This is a genomic window from uncultured Bradyrhizobium sp., from assembly GCF_936943645.1.
Taxonomy (GTDB): Bacteria; Pseudomonadota; Alphaproteobacteria; order Rhizobiales; family Xanthobacteraceae; genus Bradyrhizobium.
In genome coordinates, this window is sequence record NZ_CAKZJO010000109.1 from 1 (window position 1) to 15,886 (window position 15,886).

Consider the following 15,886-nt stretch of genomic DNA (forward strand, 5'->3'; position numbering starts at 1 on the left):
AACGCTCTGCCCCTTCTTCAATTCAGGTCTCGGTCATTCCGGGATGCACCGTGAGGCGCAGGCCCGGAATCCATCGTGCGTCAGAGGCGGGCGGAGACATGGATTCCGGACTCTCGCTCCGCGAGCCCCGGAATGACGGTTAGGCCACCAGCTCGGCGAACAGATCCGCATCGACGTTGCCGCCAGAAAGCACGATGACGACGTTCTTGCCGGCGACATCGAGGCGGCCCGCGAGCAGCGCGGCAAGCCCGACCGCACCGCCCGGCTCGACCACGAGCTTCAGCTCGCGATAGGCAAAGGCGACGGCGGCGCCGACTTCCTTGTCCGACGCGGTCACGCCGCGCGCGAGCAGCTTGCTGTTGATCGCGAACGTCATCTCGCCGGGGATCAGGGCCATCAGCGCATCGCAGATGGTGCGGCCTGCGGGCGGATGCGGCTCGCGATGGCCGGCGCTCAGCGAGATGCCGTGATCGTCGAACGCCTCGGGCTCGGCCACGACGATCTCGGCGCGCGGATAGCGCGCCTTCACGGCCGTCGCGACGCCCGCGATCAGGCCGCCGCCGGATGCGGGCGCCACCACGATGTCGGGGCTGAGGCCGAGGCCCGCCATGTCCTCCGCGATCTCGCGGCCGGCGGTGCCCTGCCCTGCAATCACGAATGGATCGTCATAGGGCCGCACCAGCGTCGCGCCGCGCTTCTCGGCGATGCCCCGCGAGATCGCCTCGCGGTCGTCCTTGTCGCGATCATAGAGCACGACCTCGGCGCCATAGGATTTGGTGCGCTCGCGCTTGGACAGCGGCGCATCCGCGGGCATCACGATGGTTGCCTGCATGTCGAGGATCTTTGCCGCCGCCGCCACGCCTTGTGCATGGTTGCCGGAGGAAAACGCGACCACGCCGCCGGCGCGCTTGTCCTGCGGGATCGAGAACACCTTGTTGAAGGCACCGCGAAACTTGAAGGAGCCGGTGCGCTGGAGCATCTCGGGCTTCAAGAACACCTTCGCACCGACGCGCTCGTTGAGCACGGGAAAGGACAGCAGCGGGGTGCGGATGGCGTAGGGCGCGATCACGCGCGCTGCGGCGTCGATATCGGCGGGGCCGATCGGGAGGAGCTGTTCGGTCATGGCCGAATGTTATCGCGGCCGATGAGGCCCGGGCAAGACACCTCAGCGCGAGGATTCTGTCCTCTTCAGGCCACGAAGCGAGGCTGTTCCGCGCCGTTTCGGCCCGGCAGCACCGCGCCGACCGCCAAAATGCTGTCGATAAAGACCCTGGCCGAGGCCTCCCAGGTGTAATTGGCGGCGAAGGCGACGCAGTCCTGCCGGGAGACCCCCAGCGCCGTGAAGCAGGCATTGCGCAGATCGTGGTCGAGCGCGCCGACCGGGGCATCGCCGATCACGTCACGCGGCCCCTTCACCGGGAAGGCCGCCACCGGCAGGCCGCTGGCGAGAGCTTCCAGTAGAACGAGGCCGAACGTGTCGGTCTTGCTCGGGAAGACGAACACGTCGGCGGCCGCATAGATGTCCGCCAGTTCCTCGCCGTGCTTTTCGCCCAGGAAGATCGCGTCGGGATAGGCCTCTTCCAGCGCGGCGCGTGCCGGACCGTCACCGACGATCACCTTGGTGCCGGGCAGATCGAGGTCGAGGAAAGCTTCGAGGTTCTTCTCTACAGCGATGCGGCCGACCGATAGGAACACCGGTGCCGGCAGGCAGAGATCGACGGCGCGCGGGTGGAACAGGCCGGTATCGACGCCACGGGGCCAGAGCAGGACATTGTCAAAGCCGCGCTCGGTCAGCTCGCGGGCGAGCGCCGGCGTGGCCGCCATCACGGCTCGGCTGGGCGCATGGAAACGGCGCAGCGCCCGCCAGATCAGCGAGCCCGGCACCGGCACGCGCGCACGGACATATTCGGGGAAGCGGGTGTGGAAGCTGGTCGTGAACGGCAGCTTGCGCTGGCGGCAATAGCGGCGAACCATCAGGCCGATCGGCCCTTCGGTCGCAATGTGGATGCTGTCGGGCCGCGCCTCCTGGATCAGCTTCGCGATCCGTGCCGGGCGGGGCATCGCCAGGCGCACGTCGCGATAGCTCGGCATTGCGAAGGTGCGGAAGGATTGCGGCGTCAGGAACGTGAAGTCGGCGCCGAGCCCTTCGGCGGCGTCTGCAAGCTTGGTCAGCGTCCGAACCACACCGTTGACTTGCGGGTGCCAGGCGTCGGTCGCGACCAGGATGCGCATCAGGCAGCCTCCGTTATGCAGCCCTGGCTGCAACCTGCGGGACGGTTGCCGGCTTCTGCAGATGATCCGCCCAGGTGATGATCTCGAAATGACCGTCGTCGTGCTCGACGAGCGCCGTGCAGCTCTCGACCCAGTCGCCGCAATTCATGTAGCGAATGCCGCCCTCGTCGCGGATCACGGCGTAGTGGATGTGGCCGCAGATCACGCCGTCGGCGTCGTGACGGCGGGCCTCGGCGGCCAGCGCCTGCTCGAACGCGCCGATATAGTTGACGGCGTTCTTGACCTTCTGCTTGGCCCATTGCGACAACGACCAATAGGGCACCTTGAACAGGCGGCGGAAGAAGTTGACGAAGCGATTCATCTGGATCGCGAAGTCGTAGGCCTTGTCGCCGAGATGGGCGAGCCAGCGCGCGTTCTGCACCACGAGATCGAAGATGTCGCCGTGGATGACGAGATAGCGCTTGCCGTCCGCGCCGGTGTGGACGGTGTTTTCGACCACGTCGATGCCGCCGAAATGCGTGCCGTAATAATTGCGCAGGAACTCGTCGTGATTGCCGGGAATGTAGATGACCTTGGCGCCCTTGCGCGCCTTGCGCAAAAGCTTCTGTACGAGGTCGTTGTGGGATTGCGGCCAGTGCCAGCTCGATTTCAGGGCCCAGCCATCGACGATGTCGCCGACCAGATAGATCGTGTCGGCGTCGTGGTAACGCAGGAAGTCGAGCAGAAGATCGGCTTGAGAACCGCGGGCTCCGAGATGAACGTCGGAGATGAACAACGTGCGAAAGCGCCGCTCCGGGCTCTCGTCACTCACATCGTAACTTCCCATGCGCCAACCCGTAACAATGTCCCATGACAGGGGGATGACCAATTGAACCCTTGAGGCACCCTCGGATACGAATCAAACTTCGCCTCGCCCTCCCCGCGAATATCAGTCGCATGCGACAATCAGGCGACATGGTGCCGCAGCGCAGCCTCTTACCCTCCCCCTCCAGGGCCCTCCAGGGGAGGGTGAACGAGCCACCACGCGCGTGCGCTCAATAGATTGATGACCCGCTTCCGCGTATGGCCCCGCGTCAGTAGAACCTGTGGAAATGATGGACCGGGCCGTGGCCGTGTCCGACGTTGAAGCGGTCGGCGGCGCCGATCGCGGCACTGATCCAGGCCTTGGCATTGCGCACGGCGCTTGCCAGATCCTCGCCCTTGGCCAGCCCCGCCGCGACCGCCGAGGACAGCGAGCAGCCGGTGCCATGGGTGTTGCGGGTCGCCACGCGGGCCGCGGTCAGCGCGAGCGCATTGTCTGCATCGACGAGATAATCGGTGCTCTCGGCCCCCTCGCCGTGCCCGCCCTTGATCAGGACCGCGCGGCAGCCCAGCGCCAGCAGGCGCCGCCCCTGGCTTTCGATCTCGGCCTCGCTTCGTGCGACCGGCTCGTCGAGCAGAGCCGCGGCCTCCGGCAGATTGGGCGTGATCACCGAAGCCAGCGGCATCAGCCTGGTGCGCAGGGCGTCGACGGCCTCGGCGGCCAGCAGGCGGTCGCCGGAGGTCGCCACCATCACGGGATCGAGCACGATGTGCTTCGGCTTCCAGCGCAACAGCGCGGAGGCGATGGCATCGATGCTTTCGACCTGGGCCACCATGCCGATCTTCACGGCGCCAACGTCGAGATCGGAGAACACGGCATCGATCTGCGCCGTGACGAACTCCGCCGGAACGGCGTGGATGCCGGTGACGCCACGCGTGTTCTGCGCGGTCAAGGCGGTGATGGCGGAAGCGCCATAGACGCCAAGCGCAGCAAAAGTCTTCAGATCGGCCTGAATGCCGGCGCCGCCGCTGGAGTCGGAACCGGCGATGGTGAGCGCAACCGGGGTCGTCATCGCAGGGTCCATGTGTTGGATGGGAACGCCATGGCCCGTCCTAGCGCGACCTTGGAACTCCAGCAAGCTCTGCCGAGCCGCCTTCGGCCGCAAACCGCGACAGCGCGTGTTCCCGCAATGCGCGGGCGGAACTTGGCCTCCGCGCAGCAATGGCGCGGTCATGAAAATGCAACCGCGGCGAACCCTTGGTATAGTCGCGAACTGCTTCGCCGATGCGTGAGACGTCAGTGGTGGAACTGTCCGGCGACAACGAGGTCGCGGGCCGCCCGGTCCGCAAGCCGCCTGGAATGGAATCTTTGGGTGGAACGATGCTGGCCTTTTTTGAACGTCTTCTCGACTCCTCCATGCTCTCGCCCCACGGCATCTGCCTGTTGTGGGAGCCCGAGCTGATCTGGCTTCACGTCGTATCCGACGCCTGCATCGCGGCCGCCTATTTCTCGATCCCGTTTGCGCTCGCGATCCTCGTCACCAAGCGGCGCGATCTCAAATTCGGCTGGGTCTATTGGGCCTTCGCGATCTTCATCATGGCGTGCGGCCTCACGCATGTGCTGTCGATCTACACGCTCTGGGTCCCGGTCTACGGCATCGAGGGCATCGTCAAGGCGGCAACCGCAGTGGCGTCCGTGATGACGGCGGGCGCGCTCTGGCCGCTGCTGCCGAAGATCCTGACGATCCCCTCGCCGTTCGAGCTGCGGCAGGTCCAGGCCGCGCTCGAGGAAGAGGAAATCAAGAGCCGTGACGCCACGCTGCTGCTCCAGCAGGTCAGGGACGCGCAGCGCGCGATGCGTGACAGCATGGCGCGCCTCACGGCCATCGTCGAGACCGCGGTCGACGGCGTCATCCTGTTCGACGCGCAGGACCGCATCCTGCTGTTCAATCCGGCCTGCGAGCGCCTGTTCGGCTACGAAGCCGACGAAGTGATGGGCCGGAACGTCCGGATGCTGATGCCCGAGGCGGGCGGCGCCGCGCCCGACGGCCCGGCAAGGCAGTTCGCGACCGCCGGCGAGGCCACCGGCCTGCGCAAGGACGGATCGACCTTTCCGATGGACCTGTCGGTCGGTCAGGCGCGGCAGGACGGCGAATTGATCTTCGTCGGCATCGTGCACGATTTGACCGCACGCAAGCTGACCGAGCAGCAGCTCCAGCAGGCGCAGAAGATGGAGACGGTCGGCCAGCTCTCCGGCGGCATCGCGCACGACTTCAACAATCTGCTCACCGTCATCATCGGAAATGCCGAGCATCTGAGCGAGCAGCTCAAGGCGAGGCCCGATTTGCGGCGCTTTGCCGACGACATCTCGCAGTCGGGAGAACGGGGGGCCGAGCTGACGCAGCGGCTGCTCGCCTTCAGTCGCCGTCAATTGCTGCAGCCGCAGACGATCGATTGCCGGAGCCTGCTCGAATCCATGTTCAAGCTGCTCAAACGCACCTTGCGCGAAGACATCGAGATCAAGACAGGCTCAGGGCTAGGCACCATCCAGGCCTTCGCCGACCGCGCCCAGCTCGAATCGGCCGTGCTCAATCTCGCGCTCAACGCCCAGGATGCCATGCCGGCCGGAGGCAGCCTGACCCTGAGCACGGAGTTGACGACGCTGGACGACGACTATCGCATGCTTCACCCCGAAGTCGCGGCCGGGACTTACGCGTTGATCTCGATCACCGACGACGGCGAAGGCATGACGCCGGAGGTCGCCCGGCGCGCCTTCGAACCGTTCTTCACCACCAAAGAGGTCGGCAAAGGCTCGGGTCTCGGCCTCAGCATGGTCTATGGCTTTGCCAAGCAATCGGGCGGCCATGTTACGATCTACAGCGAGGCGGGCCTCGGGACGACCGTCCGGATCTACCTGCCCCGCGCGGATGCCGGGCCATCACAGGCCGAGCTTTCCGATGCCGAGGACGCGGCGCCGCGCGGATACGAGACGATCCTGATTGCCGAGGACGACCCGTTCGTTCGGTCTTCCGCCATTCGCAGGGTGGAAGCCCTGGGGTATCGGGTCGTTGCCGCGGTCAATGGCAAGGAGGCCCTGCAGCAGCTGCGCACCGACCCCAGCATCGACATGCTGTTCACCGACATCGTGATGCCCGGCGGCATGAGCGGCTGGGACCTCGCCGACCAGGCGCGGCGGATTCGCCCCTCACTGCCGGTCCTGTTCACCTCGGGCTACGCGCTGGAGACCCTGGTCGAGCAGGGCCAGGCGCATGCGCAGGCGATCGTGCTGACCAAGCCCTACCGCAAGATCGAGCTCGCCCAGCGGCTCAGAGAGGCGTTCGCGGCAGCGCCCGTGGCGTCTTGAAACCCAGCAAGTGTGCTTGCTAAATCCTGCCGGTTTTGGCCTATTGGCCACCAGATATGCTCTTGGAGTGCCCGCGATGGTTCCTTTCTTCGTTCAGATCAAATGCAAGCTCGGCCAGTCCTATACGGTGGCCAATGCGCTGGCCGAAGCCGAGATCGCGTCCGAGATCTACTCCACGGCCGGCCAATACGACCTCCTGGTGAAGTTCTACGTCGACAAGGACACCGACATCGGCCATTTCGTCAACGAGAAGGTGCAGGTGCTGCCGGGCATCCAGGACACCCTCACCATCATCACCTTCAAGGCGTTCGGCGCGAGCTGAGTTCGCGCGCTACCCGGCTTCCTTGCCGGTTTCCTTGCCGGCTTCCTTGCGTTTGGGCCGCGGCGGACCTTCCACGGGCGGCAGCGATTTGAGGTACTCCGCCATTGCGGCAATATCCTCGTCGGACAATTGCGAGGTGTTCTTGATCACGCGGGTCATCGCGCCGCCGACGCTGTCGCCGTCGGGCAATTCGCCGTTCTTGAGGAAATAGGCGATATCCTTCACGCTCCATTCGCCGAGGCGCTTCTGGGTGATGTTGGGCACCCAGCCCTCGCCTTCCGGATTGGGGCCGCCGGCGAAGCGCTGGCCGGAGATGATGCCGCCGAGCGCGTTGCGCGGGCTGTGGCATTCGGCGCAATGGCCAAAGCTGTTGACGAGATAGGCGCCGCGATTGAATTGCGGCGACCTGGTGCCGTCGGCAACAAGCGGCTTGTCGTCGAGAAACAGGAATTTCCAGATGCCGACATTGCGCCGGATGTTGAAGGGAAACCGCATGTCGTGGTCGCGCACTTTGCCGGTCACGGGTGGCAGCGTCTTCAGATAGGCGAAGAGATCGAGCACGTCCTCGCGCCTGGCATGCTGATAGGACGTGTAGGGAAAGGCGGGGAAATAATGCTGCCCGCCCGGCGACACGCCTGATATCACCGCGTTGACGAAGTCGCCCTCCGTCCATTTGCCGATGCCGTCGTTCGGATCGGGCGAGATGTTCGGCGCGTAGAACGTTCCGAACGGCGACTTGATCGCGACGCCGCCGCCGAGCTTGACGCGATCGGGCTGGTCGGGCGTGGCATGGCAGGAGGCGCAGCCCCCGGCATTGAACATGGTCTCGCCATTGGCGAGGTTGGCCACATGGGCCGGCGCGTTGCCGGCGGCGGCCACCACCGGCGCGCTGAGCCACCAATAGACGCCCAAGCCAGCGACCAGTGCGAGCAGTCCTGCGAGAATTGTTCGTTGCAGCATGCGGATCCATTCACTCGTCGCGGCGAACCTAAGGCCGATGTCGTCGCGGCTCCAACCACGAAGAATTTAGCCCGCCCCGCCCGGAAACGGGAATAAACTGAAATGCCGGCTGTTGGAAGTTTGGCAGCCCGAACGGGTTCAGCAGGGAGAACGTCATGAACAAGACCGTCATTGCCGTCTTAGCGCTCGGTGCCATCGCCTTTGCGGCTCCGGCCAGCGCCGAAAAGCTGAAAGCAACGCTCGACGGCAAGTCCGAGGTGCCGGCAACGACCAGCAGCGCCACCGGAACCGCCGATCTGAACTACGATGCCGCCAGCAAGAAGCTGTCCTGGACGGTCACCTATTCCGGGCTGTCCGGCCCCGCCACCGCCGCCCATTTCCACGGTCCCGCGGAAGCCGGCAAGAACGCCGGTGTCGCGATCGCGATCCCGAATGCGACCGCCAGCCCCGTGAAGGGCGAAGCGACGCTGACCGACGCGCAGGCCGCCGACCTGCTCGCCGGCAAGCTCTACGTCAACATCCACACCGCGGCCAACCCGGGCGGCGAGATCCGCGGTCAAGTGACGAAGTAAGCCTCCAAGATTGCTTCGTCGCAAAAGGCCGGGCGCAGGAGGGGGCGTCCGGCCTTTTCGATTCCGCTCCGCGGCTCAGGCCGCATTCAGCGCCTGGGTGAGATCCGCGATCAGGTCCGACGGATTCTCGATGCCGATCGACAGGCGGATCGTGGAATCCAGCACGCCGATCTTCCGGCGGATGTCGGCGGGAACGCCGGAATGGGTCATGGTTGCCGGCAGGCTCGCCAGCGACTCGGTGCCGCCGAGGCTCACCGCCAATTTGAGGATCTGCAGTGCGTTGAGGAATTTGACCGCCCCGTCTTTGCCGCCGACGATGTCGAAAGAGAAAGTCGATCCCGCCCCCAGGCACTGCCGCGCGAACACGCGCCCCGCGGGCGAAGCCTCCTCGTGATGACCGAGATAGTGGACCTTGGCGACTTTGGGATGATCGCGCAGGAAATCCGCAACGAGGCGCGCATTGGCGTTGGCTTTCTCCATGCGCAGGCTCAGCGTCTCCAGCGATCGGTTGATCATCCAGCAGGAATGCGGATCGAGCTGCGTGCCGATGGCACCGCGCAGCGCCTTGATGCCCTTCATGATCGCCTTCGAGCCGAGCGCGGCCCCTGCAATCAGGTCGGAATGGCCGCCGACATATTTGGTCAGCGAATACAGCGACACATCCGCACCGTGCTCGATCGGACGCTGAAACACGGGACCGAGCAGCGTGTTGTCGCAGGCGATGATCGGCGTGTGTCCCTGCGCCTTGCCGATGGCATCGGCGATGCGGCGGATCATGGCGATATCGACGAGGCCGTTGGTGGGATTGGCGGGGGTCTCGATCAGGATCATCGAGACGCGGCCCTTGGCCATGGCCTCCTCCGCGGCCTGCTTGACGGCGGCTTCGTCGATGCCGTCGGCGAAGCCGACGGCGCCGATCGACAGCCGCGAAAGCGTGTTGGTCAGCAGCGTCTCGGTGCCGCCGTAGAGCGGCTGCGAATGCAGGATGACGTCGCCGGGGCGGACGAAAGCCAGAATCGTGGTCGCGATCGCCGCCATGCCGGACGAGAACAGCGCGCAGCTTTCGGTGCGCTCGTAGATCGAGAGCCTGTCCTCGACGATCTCGCTGTTGGGATGATTGAAGCGCGAATAGACCAGGCCCGCGCCCATGCCCTCCGGCGGCTCGCGCCGGCCGGCGACGAAATCGAAGAAGTCCTGCCCGTCGTCGGCGGTCTTGAACACGAAGGTGGAGGTCAGGAAGACCGGCGGCTTGATGGCACCTTCCGACAGTTGCGGATCGTAGCCATAGGTCAGCATCAGCGTTTCCGGGTGCAGCATGTGATTGCCGATGTGAGTCTTGGACGGATGCGGTTTGACCATGGCCTGTCTCGCTGTTGATTCGGATTCTCGCCGCGCGCTTGAGCTCCCGATGTCATGAGGCAAGTCTGGAAACGAGATGCGCCTCGTCGCATCAACGTCGCGGCGTTGCTGCGAAGATAACCCCTCCGAGCATCATCCGTCAGACCTTGCGGACAGAAAAAGGGCGGCTGCTGCCGCAACCGCCCTTCGTGATTCCTGTGGCCCGGATGGAGCTGTACGCCTCAGCCGTTCTTGACGCGGTAGGTCTCGTGGCAGCCGCCGCATTCCTTGCCGATGGCAGGCATGTTCGCCTTGAGCGAGTCGAGATCCTTGATCTTGCCCTTGGCCTCGCCCACGGTCTTGGCAAAGCCGGCGATCTTGGCGTCGAAGCCGGCCTTGTCCTCCCAGACCTTCGGCGAGGTCGAGTAGTCGCCGTCGAGCTTCACGCCCTTGGCGCTGGCCGGAAACAGGTTCGGCAGCTTCTTGGCGGTATCTTCGAACTGCGCCAGCGCACTGTCCACGGTAGCCTGGTCGTAGGGCTTCTCACCCTTCACCATCGCCGACATCGCGCCGGCGTTCTTGCCGTTGCCTTTCATGAGCGTCTGGACCTCCTTGACGGAGTCCTGCTGCGCCCAAACGGCGCCCATCCCGAGCAGCAGCGCGCCCCCAACGATCAACACTCGCTTCATACGCAAAATCCCTTTCCCTGATGATAGGATCGTGCCGACCCCTCCATGGGCCAACACCGATTGGCAGATTTCATTCCCTCCGGAGCGCGACGAAAAATCGTCGCACGCCGGTGGATGGCTGGGCAAAGCGGCCGCGTCTGCTTGATCTTACAGGCTGTGACGGCGGTGATGCTCGTGGATCGCGATCCACACCCGCTCGGGCGTGGCCGGCATGTCGATGTGGTCGATCTTGTATTCGCGCCAGAGCGCATCGACGATGGCGTTGACGACGGCCGGACAGGAGCCGATCGCGCCAGCCTCGCCCGCCCCCTTCACGCCCATCGGATTGGTCTTGCAGGGGACGTTGGCGGTCTCGAACACGAAGGCCGGCCCGTCCGCCGCCCGCGGCAGCGCATAGTCCATGAAGGTCGCGGTAATGAGCTGGCCGTCGGTCGGCCCATAGACCACCTGCTCCATCAGCGCCTGGCCGATGCCCTGCATGGCACCGCCGTGCACCTGGCCGGCCAGCAGCAGCGGATTGAGCGTCTTGCCGAAATCGTCGACGATCACGTAGTTGACGATTCTGATGATGCCGGTAGCCGGATCGAGCTCGATTTCCGCGACATGGGTGCCGTTGGGATAGGTGCCATCGGCGCTGGCAAAGGTCGCGCTGCCGTTCAGCTTCGACGGATCGACGCCGGGCCGCTTGGCGAGATCGGCGAACGAGACCGATCGGTCGGTGCCGGCGATTCGGATCACGCCGTCGGTGATCTCGAGGTCGCCGGCGCTGGCTTCCAGCGCCTGCGCCGCGATCTCCTTCAGCTTCAAGCCGAGCTCGCGCGTAGCCCGCTCGACGCTGACGCCGCCCGAGGGGATCGAGGCCGAGCCGCCGGTGCCGAGGCCCGTGGCGATCTCGTCGGTGTCGCCCTGCCGGACGTGGACGCGCTCGGGCGCGACGCCGAACTGCTCGGCGACGATCTGCGCATAGGCGGTCTGGTGGCCCTGCCCGCTCGACTGCGTGCCGATGAGGACGGTGACGTCGCCATTGGGATCGAGGCGGACATTGGCGGTCTCCTCACCCATCACGCCGCAGATCTCGACATAGCTCGCGAGCCCGATGCCGCGGATCAGGCCGCCCTTCTTGGCCGCCTTGGCGCGCTTTCCAAACTCCTTCCACTCGGCGATCTCCATCGCGCGTTTGAGATGCGCGGCGAAGTCGCCGGAATCGTAGACCTTGCCCGTGGCCGTCTTGTAGGGCAGCGCCTTCGGTGGGATGAAATTCTTGCGGCGAATGGCATCCGGCGTCATGTCGAGTTTGCGCGCGCAGGCATCGACGAGGCGCTCGATGACGTAAGCCGCCTCGGGCCGGCCCGCGCCGCGATAGGCATCAACAGGCACGCTGTGGGTGAAGATGGTGCGCACCCGGCAATGGAACGCCTGGATATCGTAGAGGCCCGGAAGCATGCCGGCGCCGCCATGCGGGATGTAGGGCCCGAAGGTCGAGAGATACGCGCCCATGTCGCCCATCAGGTCGCAATCCATCGCGAGGAATTTTCCGTCCTCGGCGAGCGCCATCTTGGCGGTGGTGACGTTGTCGCGGCCCTGCGCATCGCCCATGAAATGCTCGGAGCGATCGGCCGCCCACTTCACTGCCTTCTTCAGCTTGCGCGCCGCAACCGCCATCAGGGCGTATTCCCGGTACGGAAACAGTTTTGTGCCGAAGCCGCCGCCGACGTCGGGGCAGATCACCCGCATCTTGTCGGTGGGGATGTTGAGCACGTTCTGGCACAGGATGTCGCGCAGGCGGTGGCTGCCCTGGCTGCCGACCGTCAGCGTCAGATGGTCGCGCTTGGCGTCGTATTCGCACACCGCCGCGCGCGTCTCCATGAAGCTCGCGACCACGCGCGGATTGACAATGGAGATTTCGGCCACCGCATGCGCCTTGGCAAAGGCGGCCTCGGTCGCCTTCTTGTCGCCGATCGAGACGTCGAACAACACGTTGCCTGATTTGTCAGGCCAGACCTGCGGCGCGCCTTTCTTCACGGCATTGACGACGCCGGTCACCGCGGGCAGCGGCGACCATTTGACCTCGATCGCCTCGATGGCGTCGCGGGCCTGGTCGATGGTCTCGGCGACGACGAAGGCGATGGAGTCGCCGACATGGCGCACCTCGCCCGCAGCCAGGATCGGGTAAGGCGGGCCGGTGAAGGGATCGGTCTCGAGATTGAACAGGCACGGCAGATTGCCGAGATCCTTCACATCATCGGCGGTCAGGATCAGCGCGACGCCCGGCAGGCCGCGGGCGCGGCTCACATCAATGGTGTATTTGGCATGCGCATGCGGCGAGCGCAGCATCAGGCAGCGGAGCGCAGCCTGCGGCGCGTAATCGTCGGTATAGCGGCCCTTGCCGCGGATGAGCGCGTCATCCTCCTTGCGCAGCACGCTTTGGCCAACGCCGAACTTGATGGGAGCCGCCATTTTATCTTCCCGTTCCATGGTTGTTTTGCGGGCATATTGCCGTGGAAAAACTGGCAAGGCAAACGGGTTTAGGCAGGCTTGGTCGCGAGGATCTGGCCCGGCCTGCCCTGTCAGAGCGGGATAGGACAGAAAGGCCGCAGCTCGGTCATTTCCCCGTGAAGATCGATGATTCTGCACCGCAGCGCACGCCTGCGAACAAGCGACAGGATTGGCCGTCACTTGTTCGCAGAGCGCACGTCCGCGTCTGGCAATTGAACATTTACATCCCACTGTGGTTCAACAGATACCTCGCACGATCTCTCAACGCGTCGATCGCTCGCCAGGGTGCGAGGTGGTAGACCTCGCCACGGGTCAGGCCGATATCCGTCAGCTCCCTGTCGCTCAGATCCTGCAAGATGAACCGCGGGCTCTGGTACCATTGCCGACACGCGCGCCAGTATCGCTTGAACAGACCGCGGAGGCTCTGTGCCGGTTCGACCGCTGCCCGCGCGCCTTCCGTTGGCGACAACGTGCCGCGCGGCGCTGCAACGGATGCGTTAAGTCGCGCCGCAGCCGTCAAGACCTCGTCCATGGCCTCCTTTGCCAACGCGATCGAGCGGTCGAGGCGAAGCACCGCGGCATCGCGCTCTGCTTCGGATGTGAAGGTCGTCTGTTGTGGTGGCATCGCATGCTCCTGCTGTTGAGCCAGCAGCGAGCGTGGCCACGAAAAAGGCCCCGTCCGATGCCGGCGGGGCCTGGTGGAAGAGATGTCGTCGTCGAATTCCTAGCGCACGACTCCTCCCACGGCCCAGCCGAAGCGGGTCATGTGGTTGCGGTTGACGGTGCGCGAGCGTTTGATCATAGGCGGCGAATACCACGGGAATCGCACAAAATCAATAGATGTGGAGAGGCTGCCTACATCCTTCAGGCGAGCGCCTGGTTCTGCGGCTACGTCACTTTTGCTGAATGCGGCCGAGATAATCGACGACAGAGAGGATACGTTTTCGCACGACGACTTCAGGGCTTTGTTCGGGCCCGGCTTTCTGCCAATAGGACGGATCAACATAGTGAGGCAGGTTGACGATGGGGTTGAATCGCTCTCCCCAGATCGGCATTTCGCGCGTGCCGTGGGCAGGAATTGTCTTCATTCCATCGATGACTTCATAGATGGTATTCGCGGGAAACACGCCGTTGTTGTTCCTGGCCAGCATCGTCAAATCGGGAGGCGGTGTCTTGAGCTGGTCGCTGACCGGTCCTTTGCCCCTGGCATCCGCACCGTGGCAGCTCGCGCACGACGACTGGAATTCCAACTTGCCGCGGTCGAGATCTTCCGCCTGAGCCGTCGCGGCGAAACCGGCGACGAGACCGGCGATGATCAGACATTTCACAGCAGATCTTACCATGTCCTGCTCCTCGGCGCTGGCCAGCAGAGCTGACTACTAGCCGGTTCGCCCGAGGGCCGTTTGACTCACATCAAAACTGGTTTCCAACCGAACTTATGCGGGCTCCAGGCCTGCGCGAAATCAGGCCAACGCGGACGAGCTCCGAACAAGTAGGCACGAACCTATCGAGTGCGATCGTTCCGCGCCTAGCCGCGCACCAATGAGACCAGCCAGTTACGGCCGAACAGCACGAGGATCGCGAGCGCATAGACAATCGTGCCGCCGATCGCGAGCAGCACCAGCATCAATTCGTCCCGGAAGTGCATCGCCCCCAGCGCAGGACCACCAAAGCGCGTTATCAGCCAGAAGGCCACGGCGAGGATGATCCCGGTCAGCAGGAATTTGACCAGCGACATCAGCCATGCGCGGTCAGGCACGAGGAAGCCGCGGCGTACGGCGAAGAACAGCACCAGCAACAAATTCGTCCAGACGCCGACGGCAGTGGCCAGCGCGAGGCCGATCTGCGCGAGCGAACCCATCAGGGCGACCTTCAGCGCGACGTTGACGGCGATGCCGGTCAGCGAGGCCCGCACCGGCGTCGCCGTATCCTTGCGCGCATAGAAGGTCGCAACCGCACTGCGGATCAGCACGAAGGGGATCAGGCCGATGGCATAGGCCGCGAGCGTGCCGCCGGCGGCCACCGCATCGGCCTTGGAGAAGGCGCCGCGGGCGAACAGCGCGCGCATGATCTCGTCCGGCACGGTGAGGAAGGCCGCCACGAACGGGATCGAGAACAGCAGCGTGAAATCGAAGGCCCGGCGCTGCGCCTTCATCGCGCCGTCATGGTCGTTGGCCGTGATCCGGCGCGACATTTCCGGCAGCAGCACCGTGCCGATGGCGATGCCGATGACGCCGATCGGGAGCTGGTTGAGCCGGTCGGCGTAATACAGCGCCGACAGCGCGCCGGCAGGCAGGAAGGTCGCGATGATGGTGTCCGCGAACAGCGCGACCTGCGTGCCCATCGATCCCAATGTCGCAGGTCCCAGTGCCTTAAAGAATCCGCGCACGTCCTCGTCGAGCTTGAGCGGCGCAAAGCGCGGCAGGCCGCCATGGCAGGCGAGATCGCCGGCGAGCAGGAAATATTGCAGGAAGCCGGAGATCAGGACGCCCCAGGCTGCGGCATGACCCGGGGTCGGAAACCAGACGGCCACCGCCAGCGTCATCATCATCGCGACGTTGAGGAAGATCGAGGCGGCGGCGGCGCTGGCAAAGCGCTGCATCACGTTGAGCATGCCGCCATAGAGCGTCACCAGCGTGATCAACAGCAGATAGGGAAAGGTGATCCGGGTCAGCTCGATCGCGAGCTTGCGCTGCTCGGCATCCTCCGAAAAGCCCGGCGCCAGAATGCTCATGGCCTGCGGCATGAACAGCCAGGCAGCGATCAGCAGCACCACCTGCGAAGCCAGCAGCAGCGTGAAGATGCGATCGGCGAACAAATGCGCCGCCGCCTCGCCCTTCTCGCCGTGGACATGCGCATAGGCCGGCACCCAGGCGGCGTTGAAGGCGCCCTCGGCGAAGATCGCGCGGAAATGATTGGGCAGCCGCAGCGCCACGAAAAAGGCGTCGGCCACGGGACCGGCGCCGAGGATCGCCGCGAGCATGATGTCGCGGGCAAACCCCGTCAGCCGCGAGAGCAGCGTGTAACCACCGACCGTGAAGATGCGTCCGAGCATGCGTCTGTTTTAGAGCATGGCGCGATTAGGTCTAGGTGAAAGCGGCGGGGGAAGTGT

The 15,886-nt window shown here is 64.8% G+C and carries 14 protein-coding genes; 3 read left to right on the forward strand and 11 right to left on the reverse strand.

The window, feature by feature from the left end; translation table 11 throughout:
• Positions 1–139: 139 nt before the first annotated feature.
• The 4 genes from Q0743_RS32805 to thiD form a co-directional block, all read right to left on the reverse strand.
• A complete protein-coding gene (locus tag Q0743_RS32805) occupies positions 140–1,123 on the reverse strand; it encodes a threonine/serine dehydratase (protein ID WP_298245557.1) in 984 nt (327 codons plus the stop codon).
• Between the two features lie 65 nt (positions 1,124–1,188).
• Positions 1,189–2,232: a glycosyltransferase family 1 protein gene (locus Q0743_RS32810; protein ID WP_298245558.1), complete on the reverse strand. Its 1,044-nt coding sequence runs from the start codon at positions 2,230–2,232 to the stop codon at positions 1,189–1,191.
• Positions 2,233–2,245: 13 nt separating this feature from the next.
• On the reverse strand, positions 2,246–3,058 hold the full coding sequence (locus Q0743_RS32815; RefSeq protein WP_298245559.1) for a UDP-2,3-diacylglucosamine diphosphatase: 813 nt from the start codon (positions 3,056–3,058) through the stop codon (positions 2,246–2,248).
• Between the two features lie 247 nt (positions 3,059–3,305).
• A complete protein-coding gene (gene thiD / locus Q0743_RS32820) occupies positions 3,306–4,106 on the reverse strand; it encodes a bifunctional hydroxymethylpyrimidine kinase/phosphomethylpyrimidine kinase (RefSeq protein WP_298245560.1) in 801 nt (266 codons plus the stop codon).
• Positions 4,107–4,393: 287 nt separating this feature from the next.
• Here thiD and Q0743_RS32825 point away from each other — a divergent pair, with 287 nt between their 5' ends.
• Both Q0743_RS32825 and Q0743_RS32830 read left to right on the forward strand, forming a co-directional pair.
• A complete protein-coding gene (locus tag Q0743_RS32825; protein ID WP_298245584.1) occupies positions 4,394–6,397 on the forward strand; it encodes a PAS domain-containing sensor histidine kinase in 2,004 nt (667 codons plus the stop codon).
• 76 nt (positions 6,398–6,473) lie between these two features.
• Positions 6,474–6,719 carry an Lrp/AsnC family transcriptional regulator gene (locus tag Q0743_RS32830; protein ID WP_018317369.1) on the forward strand — a complete coding sequence of 82 codons (246 nt, stop codon included), beginning with the start codon at positions 6,474–6,476 and terminating at the stop codon, positions 6,717–6,719.
• 9 nt (positions 6,720–6,728) lie between these two features.
• Here Q0743_RS32830 and Q0743_RS32835 read toward each other — a convergent pair whose 3' ends face one another.
• Positions 6,729–7,679 carry a c-type cytochrome gene (locus tag Q0743_RS32835; protein WP_298245561.1) on the reverse strand — a complete coding sequence of 317 codons (951 nt, stop codon included), beginning with the start codon at positions 7,677–7,679 and terminating at the stop codon, positions 6,729–6,731.
• A 155-nt stretch (positions 7,680–7,834) separates the two neighbouring features.
• Here Q0743_RS32835 and Q0743_RS32840 point away from each other — a divergent pair, with 155 nt between their 5' ends.
• Positions 7,835–8,251 (forward strand): CHRD domain-containing protein, encoded by a 417-nt coding sequence (locus Q0743_RS32840; RefSeq protein ID WP_298245562.1) that lies wholly within the window; start codon positions 7,835–7,837, stop codon positions 8,249–8,251.
• A gap of 75 nt (positions 8,252–8,326) precedes the next feature.
• Here the strand turns inward: Q0743_RS32840 and Q0743_RS32845 are convergent, their stop codons facing one another.
• The 6 genes from Q0743_RS32845 to murJ form a co-directional block, all read right to left on the reverse strand.
• The gene (locus tag Q0743_RS32845) at positions 8,327–9,610 is read right to left on the reverse strand and encodes a cystathionine gamma-synthase family protein (protein WP_298245563.1); all 1,284 of its coding nucleotides are present in this window, start codon (positions 9,608–9,610) and stop codon (positions 8,327–8,329) included.
• Between the two features lie 221 nt (positions 9,611–9,831).
• Entirely contained in the window at positions 9,832–10,278 is a 447-nt protein-coding gene (locus tag Q0743_RS32850; RefSeq protein WP_298245564.1) for a cytochrome c, read from the reverse strand.
• A 147-nt stretch (positions 10,279–10,425) separates the two neighbouring features.
• Positions 10,426–12,735 carry a xanthine dehydrogenase family protein molybdopterin-binding subunit gene (locus Q0743_RS32855; protein WP_298245565.1) on the reverse strand — a complete coding sequence of 770 codons (2,310 nt, stop codon included), beginning with the start codon at positions 12,733–12,735 and terminating at the stop codon, positions 10,426–10,428.
• Positions 12,736–12,994: 259 nt separating this feature from the next.
• On the reverse strand, positions 12,995–13,399 hold the full coding sequence (locus Q0743_RS32860; RefSeq protein ID WP_298245566.1) for a DUF1127 domain-containing protein: 405 nt from the start codon (positions 13,397–13,399) through the stop codon (positions 12,995–12,997).
• Between the two features lie 268 nt (positions 13,400–13,667).
• Positions 13,668–14,117 carry a c-type cytochrome gene (locus Q0743_RS32865; protein ID WP_298245567.1) on the reverse strand — a complete coding sequence of 150 codons (450 nt, stop codon included), beginning with the start codon at positions 14,115–14,117 and terminating at the stop codon, positions 13,668–13,670.
• A 185-nt stretch (positions 14,118–14,302) separates the two neighbouring features.
• Positions 14,303–15,829: a murein biosynthesis integral membrane protein MurJ gene (gene murJ / locus Q0743_RS32870; protein ID WP_298245568.1), complete on the reverse strand. Its 1,527-nt coding sequence runs from the start codon at positions 15,827–15,829 to the stop codon at positions 14,303–14,305.
• Between the last annotated feature and the right edge of the window lie 57 nt (positions 15,830–15,886).

Coding starts and splice junctions, on each gene's coding strand:
- Q0743_RS32805 (WP_298245557.1), bottom strand. CDS start 1,123: ATGACCGAACAGCTCCTCCCGATCGGCCCCGCCGATATCGACGCCGCA.
- Q0743_RS32810 (WP_298245558.1), bottom strand. CDS start 2,232: ATGCGCATCCTGGTCGCGACCGACGCCTGGCACCCGCAAGTCAACGGT.
- Q0743_RS32815 (WP_298245559.1), bottom strand. CDS start 3,058: ATGGGAAGTTACGATGTGAGTGACGAGAGCCCGGAGCGGCGCTTTCGC.
- thiD (WP_298245560.1), bottom strand. CDS start 4,106: ATGACGACCCCGGTTGCGCTCACCATCGCCGGTTCCGACTCCAGCGGC.
- Q0743_RS32825 (WP_298245584.1), top strand. CDS start 4,394: ATGGAATCTTTGGGTGGAACGATGCTGGCCTTTTTTGAACGTCTTCTC.
- Q0743_RS32830 (WP_018317369.1), top strand. CDS start 6,474: ATGGTTCCTTTCTTCGTTCAGATCAAATGCAAGCTCGGCCAGTCCTAT.
- Q0743_RS32835 (WP_298245561.1), bottom strand. CDS start 7,679: ATGCTGCAACGAACAATTCTCGCAGGACTGCTCGCACTGGTCGCTGGC.
- Q0743_RS32840 (WP_298245562.1), top strand. CDS start 7,835: ATGAACAAGACCGTCATTGCCGTCTTAGCGCTCGGTGCCATCGCCTTT.
- Q0743_RS32845 (WP_298245563.1), bottom strand. CDS start 9,610: ATGGTCAAACCGCATCCGTCCAAGACTCACATCGGCAATCACATGCTG.
- Q0743_RS32850 (WP_298245564.1), bottom strand. CDS start 10,278: ATGAAGCGAGTGTTGATCGTTGGGGGCGCGCTGCTGCTCGGGATGGGC.
- Q0743_RS32855 (WP_298245565.1), bottom strand. CDS start 12,735: ATGGCGGCTCCCATCAAGTTCGGCGTTGGCCAAAGCGTGCTGCGCAAG.
- Q0743_RS32860 (WP_298245566.1), bottom strand. CDS start 13,399: ATGCCACCACAACAGACGACCTTCACATCCGAAGCAGAGCGCGATGCC.
- Q0743_RS32865 (WP_298245567.1), bottom strand. CDS start 14,117: ATGGTAAGATCTGCTGTGAAATGTCTGATCATCGCCGGTCTCGTCGCC.
- murJ (WP_298245568.1), bottom strand. CDS start 15,829: ATGCTCGGACGCATCTTCACGGTCGGTGGTTACACGCTGCTCTCGCGG.